The sequence below is a fragment of the Roseateles sp. L2-2 genome (genome assembly GCF_050613215.1).
Lineage (GTDB): Bacteria > Pseudomonadota > Gammaproteobacteria > Burkholderiales > Burkholderiaceae_C > Roseateles > Roseateles noduli.
Genome location: NZ_CP192509.1, coordinates 1,235,173 through 1,250,832, shown reverse-complemented (window position 1 = coordinate 1,250,832; position 15,660 = coordinate 1,235,173). Strand labels below are relative to the sequence as shown.

Here is a 15,660-nt window from a genome sequence, read left to right as displayed (position 1 = left end):
GCGTCGTCGCGGCCAAGCAGATCGAAGCCTTCCTGCGCCCGCTGCGCGAATCGCAGCCGCCCCCGGCGCTGCGTCGCAACAACCGCCAGGTCATCCACATCAACGGACTGCGCTTCGGCGCCAACCTCGGCGTGCTCGACTTCGAGCGCGAGGGCCCGCAGCCCATCCTGGTCGACGCCGAGATCAACCTCGGCGCGCAGACCATCGTCTCGCGCGATGCCGACATCGGCCACGTGCTGGACTACCGCCGCGTGCGCACCATCATCATCGACGAGTGCACTGCCGAACACACCGACCTGCTCGAAGCCCTGCTGGGCAAGCTCTGCGTCCGGCTGATGAAGCTGCCCGGCGTCGTGGGCGTGCGCATCAAGGTGACCAAGCTCGAAATCTTCCCCGACTGCCAAGTCGCAATCTCTGCCGAATGCGGCCAGTGGTGATCCCATGACAACTGAAATCCTCTCCCCCGCCACCGACATCGACAGCGCCGCCGCCGAGGCGATCCAGGCTTCCGAGGCCGCGAAGAAGCACGCGCACGAGATGAACAAGCTCTCGAAGCGCCTGCACCGTCAGGTCGGCCAGGCGATCGGCGACTTCAACATGATCGAGGACGGCGACAAGGTCATGGTCTGCGTGTCCGGCGGCAAGGACAGCTACTCGCTGCTGGACATCCTGATCAACCTGCGCGACCGCGCGCCGATCAAGTTCAGCATCGTCGCGGTGAACCTCGACCAGAAGCAGCCCGGCTTCCCCGAGGACATCCTGCCCGCCTACCTGAAGTCGCGCGGCGTGGACTTCCACATCGAGGAGCAGGACACCTACTCCATCGTCAAGCGCCTGGTGCCCGAGGGCAAGACGACCTGCTCGCTGTGCTCGCGCCTGCGCCGCGGCATCCTGTACCGCGTGGCGGGCGAGCTCGGCGCGACCAAGATCGCGCTGGGCCACCACCGCGACGACATCGTCACCACGCTGATGCTGAACATGTTCTTCGGCAGCCGCATGAAGGGCATGCCCGCCAAGCTGGTCAGCGACGACGGCAAGAACGTCGTCATCCGCCCGCTGGCCTACGTGAAGGAATCGGACCTGGAGCGTTGGGCCGAGCACCGCGAGTTCCCGATCATTCCCTGCAACCTCTGCGGCAGCCAGCCCAACCTGCAGCGCGCCACCGTCAAGGCCATGCTGCAGGACTGGGACAAGCGCTTCCCGGGCCGCGTGGACAACATGTTCACGGCGATGGGCAACATCGTGACCTCGCACATGATGGACCGCCAGCTGTTCCCGTTCGAGACCATCCAGGCGACCGGCGCGCCGGTGGCCGACGGCGACATCGCCTTCGACGAGGACGAGCAGTGCGGCACCCCGGCGCCGGCCACCGGCGTCGTCAACATCATCCGTCCGGGCGCCAAGGGGCAAGTCCCGGCCCCCGTGGACGACGCCGGCGAGGCCTACTCCGCCGCCGAGGGCTGATCACCCTTCTTGCTCCCTCTCCCGCTTGCGGGAGAGGGCAGGGGTGAGGGCCAGCGGCCGTGGCAGTACTGCAGGCTTCGCGCTTTCCAACGAAGAGAAACCCGCCGCTTACCGCACCGTCACGCCGCCCGCACGCGCGGGTCAACCGGCTGGGGCCACAATCGTTGCACTGTCACGCCGAAGACCGGCGGCTAGGAAACGTCACCGGGCGCGGCAACTGCCCTGGTCGACGGTCCATCGCGGTATCCGACTGGAGGTCATCATGTTCACCCTGAATCGTCGAGTCGCCTTGCTGAGCCTGGGCGCCGCGGCCGCGCTGTCGCTCACCGGCTGCGCCGCCCTCAACAGCGTCACCGCCGATGCGCAGACCTTCGGCAGCTGGCCGGCGAGTCGCCAGCCCGGCACCTTCGCCTTCGAGCGCCTCCCCTCCCAGCAGCGCAACGAAGCGAACCAGGCCTCGCTCGAAGACGCCGCCCGCGGCGCGCTGCTCAAGGCCGGCTTCACCGAGGCCGCCGACCCGAAGGCGGCCGACGTCGTCGTGTCGCTGGGCGCGCGCGTGAGCCGCTCCGGCCCCGCCCCGTGGGACGACCCGCTCTGGTGGCGTTGGAACGGCAGCTACTGGGGCTGGCGCTACGGTCCGGCCTGGCGCCCGTACTACAGCCGCTGGGGCTACTCCTACCCGATGGATCCGATGATGGAGCGCCGCTACGACCGCGAGGTCGCGATGCTGCTGCGCGACCGCAAGACCAACGAGCCGCTGTACGAGGCGCGCGCCTCCAACGACGGTCTGACCGAAGGCGGCAAGGAGCTCTTCGGCGCGCTCTTCGAGGCCTCCCTGACCGACTTCCCGCAGACCCGGCCCGAGCCGCACCGCGTGACGGTGCAACTGACGCCGTCGAAGTAGGACGGCCCTACCCGGCGCGCCGTCCGGCGCACCCCGGTCACCCCGATAATCGCGGTCTCTCCAACAGGGAACCGCGATTTTTCTTATGTCGCTGAACATCGTCGTCATGGCCGCGGGCAAGGGCACCCGCATGAAGTCCAGCCTGCCCAAGGTGCTGCACAAGCTGGCCGGCCGCGCGCTGCTCCAGCACGTGCTGGACAGCACCGCGGCGCTGGACGCCCAGGCCCGCATCGTGATCACCGGCCACGGCGCCGAGCAGGTCGAGACCGGCGTCAGCGGCGAGGCCCTGCGCTTCGTGCGCCAGGAGCCGCAGCTCGGCACCGGGCACGCCATCCAGCAGACGGTCCCCGCGCTGGTCGCCGGCGGCACCACGCTGATCCTGAGCGGCGACACGCCCCTGATCAGCACCGCGACCACGCGCGCGCTGGTCGAGGCCTGCGGCGGCGACAAGCTCGTGCTGCTGACCATCGAGTACGCGGACCCGACCGGGTACGGCCGCATCGTCCGCGAGGGCGAGCAGGTCAAGGCCATCGTCGAACACAAGGACGCCAGCGAGACGCAGCGCAGCATCCGCGAGTGCTACACCGGCATCATGGCCGCGCCAACCGAAGCGCTGAAGCGCTGGGTCAGCCAGCTCGACAACAAGAACGCGCAAGGCGAGTACTACCTGACCGACATCGTCGCGATGGCGGTGGCGGAAGGCGTGTCCGTCGTCGGCGTGAAGACGGGCGACGAGACCGAAGTGCTGGGCGTCAACAGCCCGTCGCAGCTGGCGCAGCTGGAGCGTCGCTTCCAGCTCGTCCAGGCCGAGGCGCTGATGACGGCCGGCGTGCGCCTGGCCGACCCCGCCCGCTTCGACCTGCGGGGCACCCTCACCTGCGGCAAGGACGTCGAGATCGACGTCAACAGCGTCTTCGAAGGCCAGGTGACGCTGGGCGACGGCGTGCGCATCGGCGCGAACTGCGTGATCCGCAACGCCACCATTGGCGCCAACGCCCGCATCCATGAGTTCACCCACATCGACGGCGAGGCCGCCGGCGCCAGCGTCGGCGAAGGCGCGCTGATCGGCCCGTTCGCGCGGCTGCGCCCGGGCGCGCAGCTGGGCGCCGAGGTCCACATCGGCAACTTCGTCGAGGTGAAGAACTCGACGCTGGCCAAGGGCGCCAAGGCCAACCACCTGGCCTACCTGGGCGACGCCACCGTGGGCGAGCGCGTCAACTACGGCGCCGGCAGCATCACGGCCAACTACGACGGCGCCAACAAGCACCGCACGACCATCGGCGCGGACGTGCACGTGGGCTCGAACTGCGTGCTCGTCGCGCCCGTCACCCTGGGCGACGGGGCCACCATCGGCGGCGGATCGACCATCACCAAGGACGTCGAACCCGGCGGCCTGGCTGTGGCGCGTGGCCGACAAACCGTGATTTCGGGCTGGAGCCGCCCCAAGAAAGGGAAGTGATTCACCCAAATCGGCGATGAAAGGCCGTAAGCTCGGCTTGTTCGTGTCACGAAGTGTGACAAGTTCCCGGGCCTCGGCACTTGGTCGCCGAACTGGAGCGCGTTCCCCCCAACCCGTGGGAGGCGCGTTTGCCGGTAGCTGCCTAGGATCTGTGTCGTTGATTGGCTGAACCGCTGTTCCCCAGCTGAATCCTTATGGCGAACTCCAAAACCGCTTCCAAGCTGCTGCCCCAGGACGACGACGTGATCGCCGTCCCGCCGGCGTCCGCCGCGCTGGACGCGTTGGCGGACCGCTCGGACGATCCGGCCGCCCAGGCGGCCCGGGCCGAGTCGCTGGAGCAGCTGGCAATGTCGCACGCGATGTCGGATCAGGCCGCGGAAGCCTGCTTCTACCTGTGCCGCAGCCTGGGACTGGCTCGCCAGCAACGGGCGCCGGACGCCGAACCGGATCTGGAACTGCTGTTCCAGCTGCTGGGCGCGCTGGCGGATCTGCCGGCCGAGGTGTCGGCCCTGCCGATGCCAGAAGGTCAGGCCGATGGCCTGGGCGTCGCCGAACTCTGCCATCAGCTGAGCGCCGCTCGTGAAATGACGACGGCCGCCTGGAACGAGGCGGCCGAGTCTGACGAATCGGTAGCAGCGTGCCCTGCAGCTCCCGCCCGGGCACTGCATTAAGCCTTCAGCCGCTGTTCAGCGCTGGCGTTCATGGCCGGCAATCAGCCGGCTGACTCGGGACACTGACAGTCCCAATTCACGCGCAAGTTCAGTCATCGACTGACCGCCCTCGGTATGCGCGCGATACAGCGCCTCTTCCCGGCTGCCGCTGGACTTGAGCCAATCGCCCCAGCGACGCGGGCGCGGCGAGCGCGGCGGATGCTCGCTCAGCCGCACGGTGCGCTGCACGAAGGCCGCATCGCCCAGGAAGATCTGGTGCCTCAGTTGGCTCCAGATGTCGAGGTCGGGTTCCGACTCCACGATCGCCTGATACCGCTGCGCCGCCTTGCGGCGATCCGCCGCGTTCTGCGGCACGCGACCCAGGACGTTGGTCCACAGCCCGTCGATCTCCAGCCACTCCGGCGCGGTCACCAGCCCGGCGTGCGCCTGCAGGCTGCTCCAGCGCCAGGCCGTCGGCGACGACGCCAGCCCGGCGCGCCGCCCGATCAGCTCCACATAGCGGCAGGCGTCGAGCAGCAGATGCTCGCGATCCACCAGCACCGCCTTGAAGCGCCCCTGGAAAACGTGCCCGATCTGCCCGTGCCGGCGGTTGTGCGCCTGGGTGTACACGCCGTTCAGATGGCGCATCAGCCGGGAGAGGTTGGCCTGCCGCGTGAACAGCAGCAGTTCGTAGTGTTCGCGGCCCAGCCCGTAGGCGAGCACCTGGGCGTCGAAGCGTTCCGCCGCCTGCTCGATCAGGCCGAGCATCACCTGCCGGTCCTCGTCGTCGGAGAACACATGCGCGTCGCCACGTGTCGCCACGTGATAGACGGCGCCGGGGAATTCGATGCGAAGAGGCCTGGCCATGCCCAACAAATAGGCGATGAGCGCACAAAAGACAAGCGCCCGGGCCGGGATTCCGGCCTGGGCGCAAGACTTGACCCCTGATCGCGGGGCCTGCGGGGCCGAGGCGATAGCCGAAGGGCTATCGGGGGTCAGGACTCAACAGCAAAACCTGGAACCCGTCCGCCGCAGCAAACCGGCTTTCAGCTTGCGGCTTCGGGCGCTCGGGATGACTGCCTACGCATGGATCCCGGAACGCCGCCTCAGCTCTTGCCGAGCGACTCCAGCACCTTCATGACGGCGTCCTCGCCCATGTTGCGGGCGTCGGCGAGTTCCCCGCCCTTGGTCGTGCCCAGGACCTGGCCGTCGCCGCCGATCACCGCGACGGTCGGGATGCCCTTCTTCAGCGTCACGCCCATCTGGTTGGCGACGTCCACGTTCTTGTCGAAGCGGCCGACGTTGACCTTGACCGTCACGAAGCGCTTGTCGACGGCGGCGCCGAGGTGGCCGTCCTTGAAGCCCTTGTTCAGCGCCAGACAGTCCTTGCACCAGTTGGCGCCGTAGACCACCAGCACCTGCTTGCCGTCCTTGGCGGCGCGGGCGACGGCATTGTTGATGTCGGCACGGGCGTCGGCCTGCTCGTCGTAGGGACCCGGTCCCGGGACGGCGTCGGCGGCGTGGACCGAGGTCACGGACACCGCGGCGAGGGCGGCGGCGAACAGCAGGGAGGCGGTGCGACGTTTCATGACGCCGGAGTGTGCCACCGGCTTCAATTCCGTGACGGTCGCGAGGAGCTCCAAGGGCGGAGAAACCGCTGTCCGCGAGCCGAAAGCCCGATGGCTTGCGGTACAAAGGCGGGTTTCGCACAAATCATCACTTTCAGGGAACGGGATCCTTCCGCCATGGCCTCCAGCCTGCTCGCACTGCTCGACGACATCACCACGGTCCTGGACGACGTGGCGCTGCTCTCCAAGATGGCCGCCAAGAAGACGACGGGGGTCCTGGGCGACGACCTGGCGCTCAACGCGCAGCAGGTCACCGGCGTCAGCGCCGACCGGGAACTGCCGGTGGTCTGGGGCGTCTTCAAGGGCTCGATGCTCAACAAGGCCATCCTGGTCCCGGCCGCGCTGGCCATCAGCGCCTGGGCGCCCTGGCTGGTCACGCCGCTGCTGATGATCGGCGGCGCCTACCTCTGCTTCGAGGGCATGGAGAAGCTCGCCCACAAGTGGCTGCACACCGAGGCGGACGACGCCCATCAGGCGGCGCTGTCCGAAGCGGTGGCGAACCCGGCCATCGACCTCGCCGCGCTGGAGCGCGACAAGGTCAAGGGCGCGATCCGCACGGACTTCATCCTCTCCGCCGAGATCATCGCGATCACGCTGGGCACGGTGGCGGATGCGCCGTTCACCACCCGGCTGATGGTGCTGTCCGGCATCGCCATCCTGATGACGATCGGCGTGTACGGCCTGGTCGCCGGCATCGTCAAGCTGGACGACGTCGGCCTCTGGCTGAGCCGCAAGGCCGCCGCCTGGAAGCAGGCGCTGGGCCGCGGCCTGCTGTGGCTGGCGCCGTGGCTGATGAAGGTCCTGGCGGTGGCGGGCACGGCGGCGATGTTCCTGGTCGGCGGCGGCATCCTGACGCACGGCGCGCCTTTCCTGCACCACGCGATCCAGCACGTCGTCGAGGCGATGGGCGTGAGCGGCTTCGCGCGCACGGCCGTCGAGGTGCTGGGCGACGCGATCACCGGCCTGCTGGCGGGGGTCGTCCTCGTGGCGGCGGTGACCGGTATCCAGCGCCTGCGTCATCGCCGAGAATGACGGCATGAAGACGCATCACATCGAAGTCCAGAAGCTCAAGGGCGCCTCGAACTCCTCCACCAGCGGGCTGGTGACCTTCAAGCTGGACGCCCTGGTCAAGGAACGCGAGCCGGTGGAGGGCATCGAGCCCAGCACGCTGCTGGTCATGACCGAGGCCAACGCCCGCGTGCTGATGGCCCTGCTCAAGACGCAGCTGACCGACATGGACGGCCGCAAGCCCAAGAGCCGTCACGGCCGCCACGGCTGAGCGCCACTGATTCCACTGAACATCGCCCGACTCTCCAGGATCCGACATGGACTTTCCGCAGTACCAGCCCGACAAGGCGCAATACACCCCGCTGACCGACGACGAACTGTCGGACCTGGACGACTTCCTGTCCGAGCTGGACAACGACGCCGCGATGAACATCGAGGCGCTGGACGGCTACCTCAGCGCGCAGCTGCTGAGCCCGCTGCCGCTGAGCGGCAAGCCCGGCGCCGAATGGATGAGCCCGGTCTGGGGCGGCGGCGATCCGTTCTCCAGCGGCAAGCAGCGCAAGAAGATCGCCCTGCTGCTGCTGCGTCACGTGCACAGCCTGTCGGTGCAGTGGACCTCCAAGCAGGACGAGTGGGAGCCCATCTTCAGCGTCGCCGAGGAAGGCGAACAGCAGCTGGTGGACGCCGAGGACTGGTGCACCGGTTTCATGATCGGCGTCGACCAGGACGGCGAGGCCTGGACGCCGCTGTTCGACCACATCAAGACCGCGGCCGCGCTGGCGCCGATCGCCCTGCTGGGCGGCGACGAGAGCCAGCTCAGCGCCGAGGACCAGGAAAAGCTCACCGACCTGCACTGGCGCGACGCGCTCAGCCGCGAGGTGCCGGAAGGCGTGCTGACGCTGTGGACGCTGCGTTCGCAGGCGGATTGAGATAGACCGGAGACCGATGACCCGATGAAGCGCTCCTTCCCGTTCGCGGTGCTGGCCACCGCCGCCTTGCTGACGATCGCCGGCTGCGGCACCAACGTCGTCAACCCGGTCACCGGCCGCACCGAGCGCAGTGCGATGAGCCCGCAGCAGGAAGTCGCGACGGGCCGCCAGGCGCATCAGGACGTGCTCAAGGAGTACTCGGTCGTCGACGACGCCAAGCTCCAGGCCTACGTCACCGCGCTGGGCAACAAGCTGGCGGCGCAGTCTCATCGGGCGGAGCTGGAGTGGCACTTCACCGTGCTCGACAGTCCGGAGGTCAACGCCTTCGCGTTGCCGGGCGGCTACGTCTACGTGACGCGGGGCATCCTCGCGTACATGGAGAACGAGGCCGACCTGGCCGGCGTGATGGGCCATGAGATCGGCCACGTGACGGCGCGCCACGGCGCGCAGCGCGCGACGCGGCAGCAGAACGCCGGCATCGGCGTGCTGGCGGCGACGGTGCTCGGCGCGGTGCTCGAATCGCGCGGCGTCAGCGGCGCGACGGACCTCGCGGGCCAGGTGTCGCAGAACGCCGCGGCGGGCTACATCGCCTCCTACAGCCGCGACCAGGAACTGCAGGCGGACCAGCTCGGCGCCGAATACCTCTCGCGCAACCGCTACGACCCCAAGCACATGGTCGACGTGATCCAGGTGCTGAAGGACCAGGAGCAGTTCGCCGCCGACCAGGCCAGGGCGCAAGGCAAGCAACCCCAGAGCGGCAACAGCTGGCTGGCCTCGCACCCGAGCAACGATCAGCGCCTGCAGCGCATCCGCGACGAGGCGGCACAGCTCACCGGCGACAAGCCGGTCGACGAGAACCGTGCGGCCTTCCTGCAGGCGATCGACGGCATGGTCTTCGGCGACAGCCCGTCGCAGGGGCTGGTGCGCGGTCAGCAGTTCCTGCATCCGACGCTGGACATCGCGCTGACGGCGCCCACCGGCTGGGCGCTGCAGAACGGCAGCGAGACCCTGACGGTGATGAGTCCGCAGCGCGACGCCGCGCTGATCCTGCAGCCGGTGCCGGAGAAGGCGGGCACGGTGCACGACGACATCCTGCGCCGCTGGGGTGCGGAGCAGGGCCGCACGGACGCGAAGACGATCAACGGCCTGAAGGCCACGCACTTCAGCGGCGTGCGCAAGAACGCGCAAGGCCAGCGCGGCAATGCCGAGATCACGCTGATCACGAGCGCCAAGGGCGCGGTGTACGCGCTGGTGTACGCGGCGAAGGACGGACAGTCGCTGCAGTCGCGTCGCGCTGCGCTCACGCAGGCGGAGGAAAGCTTCCGTGCGCTGACGGCCGACGACAGGAAACTCGCCAAGCCGTGGAAGGTCGCGCTGCGGTCCTACCCGGCCGGCGGCTTCGCCGAGATGGCGAAGGGCTCGGTGATCACCGAGGCGCAGCTGAAGCTGCTCAACGGCCGCTACGGCGGGGAAGCACTGCCCAAGGTGGGTGAGCGCGTGAAGACGGTCGTCGCGGCGCCCTGATCCCTGAAACGACAAGCCCCGCAATTCTCGGTCGCAAAACCGACGAAGTGCGGGGCTGATGGGGGACGGCTGGTCGCGGGGTTCTGGCGCTTGACGCCAGGGCCCTGCGACCTGGCGGCCAACGCACCACCTTCAGCAGGTGGGCGCCGACACGCCAAGCACTATGGCATCACTTCTGCTGCGCCGGTCCCAGATTGCGCAACCAGAACGCCTCGTACTTGCGATGCCAGCCGACGGCCTTCACCGCGCCGCCGAGGGCGTGCTCGCCGTCCGGATCCAGGAAGAGCTCGACCAGCCCTTCCTTGCCCGACTCCAGCAGCGCGCGGTACACGTTGACCGTGTCCTGATACAGCACGTTCGGGTCCTGCATGCCGTGCACCAGCATCAGCGGCTTCTTGAGGTTCTTCGCCAGCGGCAGCAGCGAGTACTTGCGCAGCACGGGCTTGGTCCGGTCGACCTTGCCGATGGTGCGTCCGCTGTACCAGCTGTTGTAGTTCTCCCATTCCGTCGGGCCTGCGCCCGCGATGCCGGCCGCGAACAGGTCGGGCTTGGTGTACATCGTGTACTGGGTCTGGAAGCCGCCGAAGCTCCAGCCGTTCAGGCCGATGCGCGCGCCGTCGACGCCCAGGTTGGCCTTCATGTACGCGGCCAGGTCCTCGAGGTCTTCCGTCTGCGGCGCGCCCGGCTTCTCCCAGTTGGCATCGGCGAACTTCTCGCCGTAGTTGGAGTGGCCGCGCGGGTCCACCGTCACCGTGACGTAGCCGTGCTTGGCCGCCATGTACATCGCGAAGACGTAGCCGGTCGGCTGGAAGCTGTCGGTCTCGACCGAGTGGCGGTCGTTGAGCGGGCCGCCGTAGGTGTAGACGATCGCCGCGCGCTTGTCGCTCGGCGCCCAGCCCAGCGGCTTGAAGACGTAGGCGGGGATGGTGTCGCCGTGGCGGTTCTTGAAGCTGAAGCGCTCCGGACGCAGCACGTCGACCTGCGCCCAGGCGGGATCGTGGCTCTGCGTCAGCAGCTTGCCCGCTTCCGCGCCGGCCGCCGGGGCCTGACCCTTCAGGAGCTTGAGCTCGGGACGCTCGGCCCAGTTGCCGGCGACCGCCGCGGCCCACTGGCCGTTGCGCGCCACCACCGCGTTGCGGTGGTAGTCCGGCGAGCGGCCCAGCGCCGTCATGCGGCCGTCCTTCAGGTCCACGCGCCAGACGTTCATCGCCGCGTAGTCGTCCTTGTTGGCGACGACGAACATCGTCTTCGCATCCGGCGTGAAGCCCAGCACCTGGAAGGCTTCGAACTCGCCCGTCAGCAGCGGCTTCACCGACCGGTCGGCGCCGGCCGCCAGGCTCATCGCGTAGGGCTGGCGCCAGCCGTTGTCGGCCAGGATCAGCACCAGCTGCCTGGAGTCCGGCGTGAACGACGGCGTCATCACGTTGACCAGCTCGTGGTGGATGGGCGCGCGGCGCTCCAGCACCATCTCGGGCTTCGCCTCGCCCGGCTTGCCGAGGTAGACGCGGAACTGATCCTTCTCACGTTCGAAGGTCGTGAAGGCGTAGACGCTGCCGTCGCGGGCCCACACCACCGGCGAGATCTCGAACCAGCTGTCGCCGCCCGGATGCGTGAACACCGGCTGCGGCTGGCGTTCCGGCGCGGCGCCGGGCGTCGGCACCTTGCGGATGTAGATCGCCATCGAGGGCACGCCGCGCTTGTCGTCGGAGACCTCGCGGTCGACCTTCTTCGCGGTCGCCCAGCGGTCGTTGAAATTCATGATCTCGACCTGCCGGCCCGGCTTGGGCAGCGGCTTGCCGTCCGCGCCGACCAGCGGCGCGTTGGCCACCAGCGCCATCCAGCGGCCGTCCTCGCTCATCGCCGTCTGGGCGATCTTGAACTTGCGGTCCTCGTCGTCCGGATTGAACAGCTCTCGGTTGATCACCTCGATGCCGGCCGTGGCCAGGCGCACGCGCAGCACGCGCGTCTCGTCCTGCACGATCAGGAACTGGTCGTCCGGCGCGTAGGCCACCGGCTTGAGCGTGCGGCCCGTGGCGAGCAGCGGCTCGGCGCGCTCGCTGCCGGCCTTCCAGCGCAGCAGCTGGCCGCGGTACGCGAGCACGAGTTCCTCGCCCTTGGACGCCCACACGAACTGCGACACGCCGGGATAGAGGTCCTCGGGCTTGAGCTTCTCGCGCTCGCGCTTCTTCTTCAGCTCGTCGCGCAGCTCCCAGAGCGCCATGTCCTTGGGATCCTTGGCCGGCTTCTTCGCCTCGGGCGCCGACGCGCCGGAAGCAGGCGCGGCCGCCGCGACGGCGGCGTCGCCCCACGCGGCCTTCTCGGCGGCCTTGCGGGCCTCGTCGCGGGCCTTGCGCTCGGCCAGCTCGACCTTCATTTCCTCGATGGCCTTGCGCTCCCATTGCTCCAGGTCCACCGGCTCGCCGCGCAGGTAGGCAGCCTGCGCCTCTTCCCGCACCTGGCGCTCGGCCAGCTCGTCGCGCTTCTGCTTGAGCTTCTTCGCGTAGCGCTCCAGGTTTTCGGGGGTCTCCACCGCGGCCATCAGCGTCGGCGACGTGACGCGCAGCGTCTTGCCCGTCTGCGTGTCATGCACGTAGAGGTCGCTGCCGGCTTCGCCGAACGGGTTCCACAGGTAGGCGACGTAACGGCCGCTGGCGCTGAACTTCGCGTCCTTGGCGGACTCGCCGCGATAGGGCTCGGCGCGGAACAGCTGTTCCAGCGTCAGCGGCCGGTTGGTCACGGCCACCGGTGCGGCGGCCGTCTGTGCCAGCGAGACCTCGCTGGTCGCCAGTCCCGTCGCCAGGGTCGCCAGCGCCAGGGAAGTGAGGATCCATTGCTTCAATCGTTGCTCCACGTCCCGCAGGGTCGGCGGGGGACGCGGGATTCTAGGGACGCGGTCAACAACTGCTTACCCCTCGGCTGTCCACCGCATCCGTCAAGCGCGCGTTAACTGTCCATACTTTCCCTAGGCAGGCCCTTTCCGGACGCCTCGCCCATGACCTCCGGCAGGGGGAAAGGTCGCGAAGCGAACCGGAAGCACCAGAAAGAGGTATTCGATGAAGCACCTGATTCAACGCATCCTCGGCGCCGTGGCGCTGACGGTCGGCGCGCTGAGCGCGCCGGCGGCCTTCGCGGGCGACGTGGGCGTGTCCATCAGCGTCGGGCAGCCGGGCTTCTACGGCCGGATCGACGTGGGCAACGTCCGTCCCGACGTGGTGTACGCGCAGCCGATGGTGATCGAGCGCGTGTACGCGCCGGCGCCGCCGCTCTATCTGCGCGTGCCGCCGCATCACTACCGGTCCTGGGCACGCCATTGCGGCTACTACGGCGCCTGCGGCCGCCAGGTGTACTTCGTGCAGGAGGGCTGGTACTCCCGCGCCTATGCGCCGGCCTACTACGGCCGCCCGCACGTGCATCCGATGCCGGTGTACGCACCGCCCCCGCCGCCGCGCTGGGATCCGCCGCGCCGTGATCATTGGGACGGCCGCCGCGACTGGCACGACCACCGCGACGACCGTCGCGGCTGGGAAGGCCGCCGCTGGGAGGAGCGTCGGGACGACCACCGCGGTGGCGACCGGGGCGGCTGGGATCGCGGCGGTGACCGTGGCGATCGCGGAGATCGGGGTGACCGGGGCGACCACGGCCACGGCCATGGACGGCATCGCGACTGACAGACGCCTCGCGGGGCCTCGCGTATAGTGGTCGGCTTACACACCAGCAAGGTGTGATTCACAGCGCCGACGTATGTTCGCCCAAGTCCTCGCCACTCTCGGTCTGCTGACCTGCGTGTTCCTCGCGATCGACATGGCCTTGCCGCGCCGGCATCAACTGGCCTGGCGCGCCTGGTTGAAGCGGCTGGGGCAGCGCATGAGCGGGTTCAGCCTGCGAGGCCGCTTCAATTCTCGCGAACGCCGCCGCGCGGCCCACGATGCGGCGCTCGACGCGATTGCACGGGCGAAACACCGCTCCGGCACCTGGGACGGCAACGTCTATCACGGCGACGACTTCGAACAGCGGCAGCGGCGCAAGCCGCATTGAGCGTCTCGCCGCGCGCGGGCCGAACGATAGCTCCGGAAGCGCCGCGATGGCCGCCCTCGATCACCTCATCCTCAGGGTCAACGACCTCGCCGACAGCGTCGCGTTCTACGTCGGCATCCTGGGTTTCACGAACGAAGGCGAATCGGGTCCGTTCACGGTGATCCGCGTCGGCCGGGACTGTCAGCTGCAGCTCGCGCCATGGGGAACACCTGGCATGGAGCACTACGCGTTCTCGGTGTCACCCGAGGAGTTCGAGCACATCTTCGAACGCGTGAAGGCTGCCGGCATCGGCTACGGACCGAGCTTCCACGCGGTCGGAACCAACACCGGGCCCGGTGAAGAGATCGGCGCCCGAGGCGCGGCACCGACGCTGTACTTCAACGATCCGAACAGGCATCTGATCGAGATCAGGGCGTATCCGGAAGTGTGAGATGGTTCAGGCACCACCTGGCACGCACCACGCCTTCTTTTGACCCTGCTTGAACTCATCTACAGTCGTCTTTGCTCCAGTCTGCTGGAGCAATTGAACGAACTCAGGGTCAGGAGACGCTTGCATGATTCCCGCTTGGAACCTACAGGGCATCATTCCGCCAGTCAGGCCCGGAGCGACTGGCAGCGACCCGGACCGTTCACCCTACAAAGTTCCGCTGCATGTGTTCGTGGACGGCATGGCGAACAGTGCCGAGCGACTTGAAATCGCTGAGGGCCTGCTGCAGCTTCGAAGCCAGATTCACCGCCTTGGAATCACGACGGGCTTCCAATGGCTGGATGGAAGCTTCCTGGAGAACGTGGAAGCCACGGAAGGTCGGTCCCCACGCGACATTGATGTCGTCACGTTCTTCGAGATTCCCGCAGGAGAGACCGAAACGTCACTCGTGGCGAAGAATCCTCAGTTGTTCGATCACGCGCATGTGAAAGAGACGTTCCGAGTGGATTCGTATTGGGACGTCCTTGGCATGCCGATGAGCCCCGCAGCCATTCAGCAGGTGGCGTATTGGCACAGCATGTGGTCCCACAGGCGTGACGGCGTTTGGAAGGGTTTCGTGCAGGTCGACCTGGATGCGATGCAGGATCCATTGGCAGCGCAGGCAATCGCGGCCACCAAGGCTGCGTTTGGGGTGACACCATGATCAATCGCAGCGATGCACTTCTCTCCGAGATTCGGGAGCTTCAACTGCTGCTCGAACAGATGCCCGATTCCGCTGCGATCCGGAGGTCGTCACTCCAGAATCGGCTGAAATCCGCGCAGGCAGCCTACGACATCGAGGCCAGCCGTCCCACGCCGGAACGAGCGCGCCTCACATTCCGTGGCCGGCCTGTGGTCGGAAGCCGCGGCATCTCCGCCGAGTTCGGCGGCAAAGCGTCGAACGCGTTCGCGGACGCTTTCGCAGCTGTCGCAGCCGGCCTCAACGAAAGCCTGCGCTTCATGGGTCCGATCCCGGACCGGGGCAAAAATCAGTTGCTGATCACCGGAACCGCAATTGGCTCATTCGGCTTTGAATTTGAGCTTCCATCTGGCGCTCTTCTTCCGGAACGCGAGAAGGCTGGAGAAGCGCTGCAGACGATGCAGCATTTGCTCGAAGCATCGGCGCTAGGGAGCGACGACGATGTCGCAGAACTGGTCGATGCCATTCACCCCCGTGCGGTCAAGAAGATTTCCGAGTTCCTCGGGCTGCTTCAACATCACCAAGCCTGGTGCGGGTTGGAGTTCAAACAGAAACTCTTCCGGTACGACGACCTCCGTCAACTGGAGCATTCAGCTGCGCGGCTACAGGAAAGCAACATCAAGGAAGATCGAGCGTCCTACAACGGCGAGTTTGTTGGCGTGCTTCCGAACAGCAGGTCCTTTGAGTTTCAGACCTCAGAAGGACTGATCAAGGGAAAGATCGGCCCCCTTGTCGAAGATCCTGGACTCATCAACAGGGAGTGGTTGAAGCGCTCGACGACGATCACACTCGACGTCGTTCAAGTGGGTCAAGGTCGTCCTCGATTCACACTGAACGCGCTTCCTCGTTAGCACATGCTTCTGGCCGCGGATCCAGCGTGGATTCCGCGGCCA

Annotated in this window: 17 protein-coding genes; 14 read left to right on the top strand and 3 right to left on the bottom strand. The window is 67.7% G+C overall.

Going from position 1 to position 15,660, the window contains the following annotated elements; translation table 11 throughout:
• The first annotated feature begins 68 nt into the window (after window positions 1-68).
• The 5 genes from ACQZ13_RS05690 to ACQZ13_RS05670 all read left to right on the top strand — a co-directional run bounded on the left by ACQZ13_RS05690 (window position 69) and on the right by ACQZ13_RS05670 (window position 4,498).
• Window positions 69-437 carry a dihydroneopterin aldolase gene (locus tag ACQZ13_RS05690; protein ID WP_421037791.1) on the top strand — a complete coding sequence of 123 codons (369 nt, stop codon included), beginning with the start codon at window positions 69-71 and terminating at the stop codon, window positions 435-437.
• 4 nt (window positions 438-441) lie between these two features.
• The gene (ttcA, locus tag ACQZ13_RS05685) at window positions 442-1,464 is read left to right on the top strand and encodes a tRNA 2-thiocytidine(32) synthetase TtcA (RefSeq protein WP_431050246.1); all 1,023 of its coding nucleotides are present in this window, start codon (window positions 442-444) and stop codon (window positions 1,462-1,464) included.
• 262 nt (window positions 1,465-1,726) lie between these two features.
• A complete protein-coding gene (locus tag ACQZ13_RS05680; RefSeq protein ID WP_431050245.1) occupies window positions 1,727-2,368 on the top strand; it encodes a DUF4136 domain-containing protein in 642 nt (213 codons plus the stop codon).
• A gap of 85 nt (window positions 2,369-2,453) precedes the next feature.
• Complete coding sequence (gene glmU / locus ACQZ13_RS05675; protein WP_431050244.1) at window positions 2,454-3,827, top strand: bifunctional UDP-N-acetylglucosamine diphosphorylase/glucosamine-1-phosphate N-acetyltransferase GlmU; 1,374 nt, start codon at window positions 2,454-2,456, stop codon at window positions 3,825-3,827.
• Window positions 3,828-4,021: 194 nt separating this feature from the next.
• A complete protein-coding gene (locus tag ACQZ13_RS05670; protein WP_431050243.1) occupies window positions 4,022-4,498 on the top strand; it encodes a hypothetical protein in 477 nt (158 codons plus the stop codon).
• Window positions 4,499-4,513: 15 nt separating this feature from the next.
• Here the strand turns inward: ACQZ13_RS05670 and ACQZ13_RS05665 are convergent, their stop codons facing one another.
• Both ACQZ13_RS05665 and ACQZ13_RS05660 read right to left on the bottom strand, forming a co-directional pair.
• Window positions 4,514-5,344 (bottom strand): transposase, encoded by an 831-nt coding sequence (locus tag ACQZ13_RS05665; protein WP_431050242.1) that lies wholly within the window; start codon window positions 5,342-5,344, stop codon window positions 4,514-4,516.
• Window positions 5,345-5,583: 239 nt separating this feature from the next.
• Complete coding sequence (locus tag ACQZ13_RS05660; protein ID WP_431050241.1) at window positions 5,584-6,066, bottom strand: thioredoxin family protein; 483 nt, start codon at window positions 6,064-6,066, stop codon at window positions 5,584-5,586.
• Window positions 6,067-6,222: 156 nt separating this feature from the next.
• On the opposite strand from ACQZ13_RS05660, the gene ACQZ13_RS05655 reads away from it, so the two are divergent.
• Genes ACQZ13_RS05655 through ACQZ13_RS05640 form a run of 4 tightly spaced genes read left to right on the top strand, consistent with a single transcriptional unit; the run spans window position 6,223 to window position 9,566 of the window.
• A complete protein-coding gene (locus tag ACQZ13_RS05655; RefSeq protein ID WP_431050240.1) occupies window positions 6,223-7,137 on the top strand; it encodes a DUF808 domain-containing protein in 915 nt (304 codons plus the stop codon).
• Between the two features lie 4 nt (window positions 7,138-7,141).
• On the top strand, window positions 7,142-7,384 hold the full coding sequence (locus ACQZ13_RS05650; RefSeq protein ID WP_431050239.1) for a hypothetical protein: 243 nt from the start codon (window positions 7,142-7,144) through the stop codon (window positions 7,382-7,384).
• A 46-nt stretch (window positions 7,385-7,430) separates the two neighbouring features.
• Complete coding sequence (locus ACQZ13_RS05645) at window positions 7,431-8,042, top strand: UPF0149 family protein (RefSeq protein WP_431050238.1); 612 nt, start codon at window positions 7,431-7,433, stop codon at window positions 8,040-8,042.
• 24 nt (window positions 8,043-8,066) lie between these two features.
• A complete protein-coding gene (locus ACQZ13_RS05640; RefSeq protein ID WP_431050237.1) occupies window positions 8,067-9,566 on the top strand; it encodes a M48 family metalloprotease in 1,500 nt (499 codons plus the stop codon).
• A 169-nt stretch (window positions 9,567-9,735) separates the two neighbouring features.
• Here the strand turns inward: ACQZ13_RS05640 and ACQZ13_RS05635 are convergent, their stop codons facing one another.
• Window positions 9,736-12,405 carry a prolyl oligopeptidase family serine peptidase gene (locus ACQZ13_RS05635; RefSeq protein ID WP_431050236.1) on the bottom strand — a complete coding sequence of 890 codons (2,670 nt, stop codon included), beginning with the start codon at window positions 12,403-12,405 and terminating at the stop codon, window positions 9,736-9,738.
• Between the two features lie 214 nt (window positions 12,406-12,619).
• Between ACQZ13_RS05635 and ACQZ13_RS05630 the strand changes: the two genes are divergently transcribed.
• The 5 genes from ACQZ13_RS05630 to ACQZ13_RS05610 all read left to right on the top strand — a co-directional run bounded on the left by ACQZ13_RS05630 (window position 12,620) and on the right by ACQZ13_RS05610 (window position 15,618).
• Entirely contained in the window at window positions 12,620-13,234 is a 615-nt protein-coding gene (locus ACQZ13_RS05630) for a hypothetical protein (protein WP_431050235.1), read from the top strand.
• A gap of 73 nt (window positions 13,235-13,307) precedes the next feature.
• Window positions 13,308-13,601 carry a hypothetical protein gene (locus ACQZ13_RS05625; RefSeq protein ID WP_088405002.1) on the top strand — a complete coding sequence of 98 codons (294 nt, stop codon included), beginning with the start codon at window positions 13,308-13,310 and terminating at the stop codon, window positions 13,599-13,601.
• Between the two features lie 46 nt (window positions 13,602-13,647).
• Window positions 13,648-14,031 carry a VOC family protein gene (locus ACQZ13_RS05620; protein ID WP_431050234.1) on the top strand — a complete coding sequence of 128 codons (384 nt, stop codon included), beginning with the start codon at window positions 13,648-13,650 and terminating at the stop codon, window positions 14,029-14,031.
• A 124-nt stretch (window positions 14,032-14,155) separates the two neighbouring features.
• Entirely contained in the window at window positions 14,156-14,731 is a 576-nt protein-coding gene (locus ACQZ13_RS05615; protein ID WP_431050233.1) for a DUF6932 family protein, read from the top strand.
• A complete protein-coding gene (locus ACQZ13_RS05610) occupies window positions 14,728-15,618 on the top strand; it encodes a hypothetical protein (protein ID WP_431050232.1) in 891 nt (296 codons plus the stop codon). Before ACQZ13_RS05615 ends, ACQZ13_RS05610 begins: the two co-directional genes overlap by 4 nt.
• Window positions 15,619-15,660 lie beyond the last annotated feature (42 nt).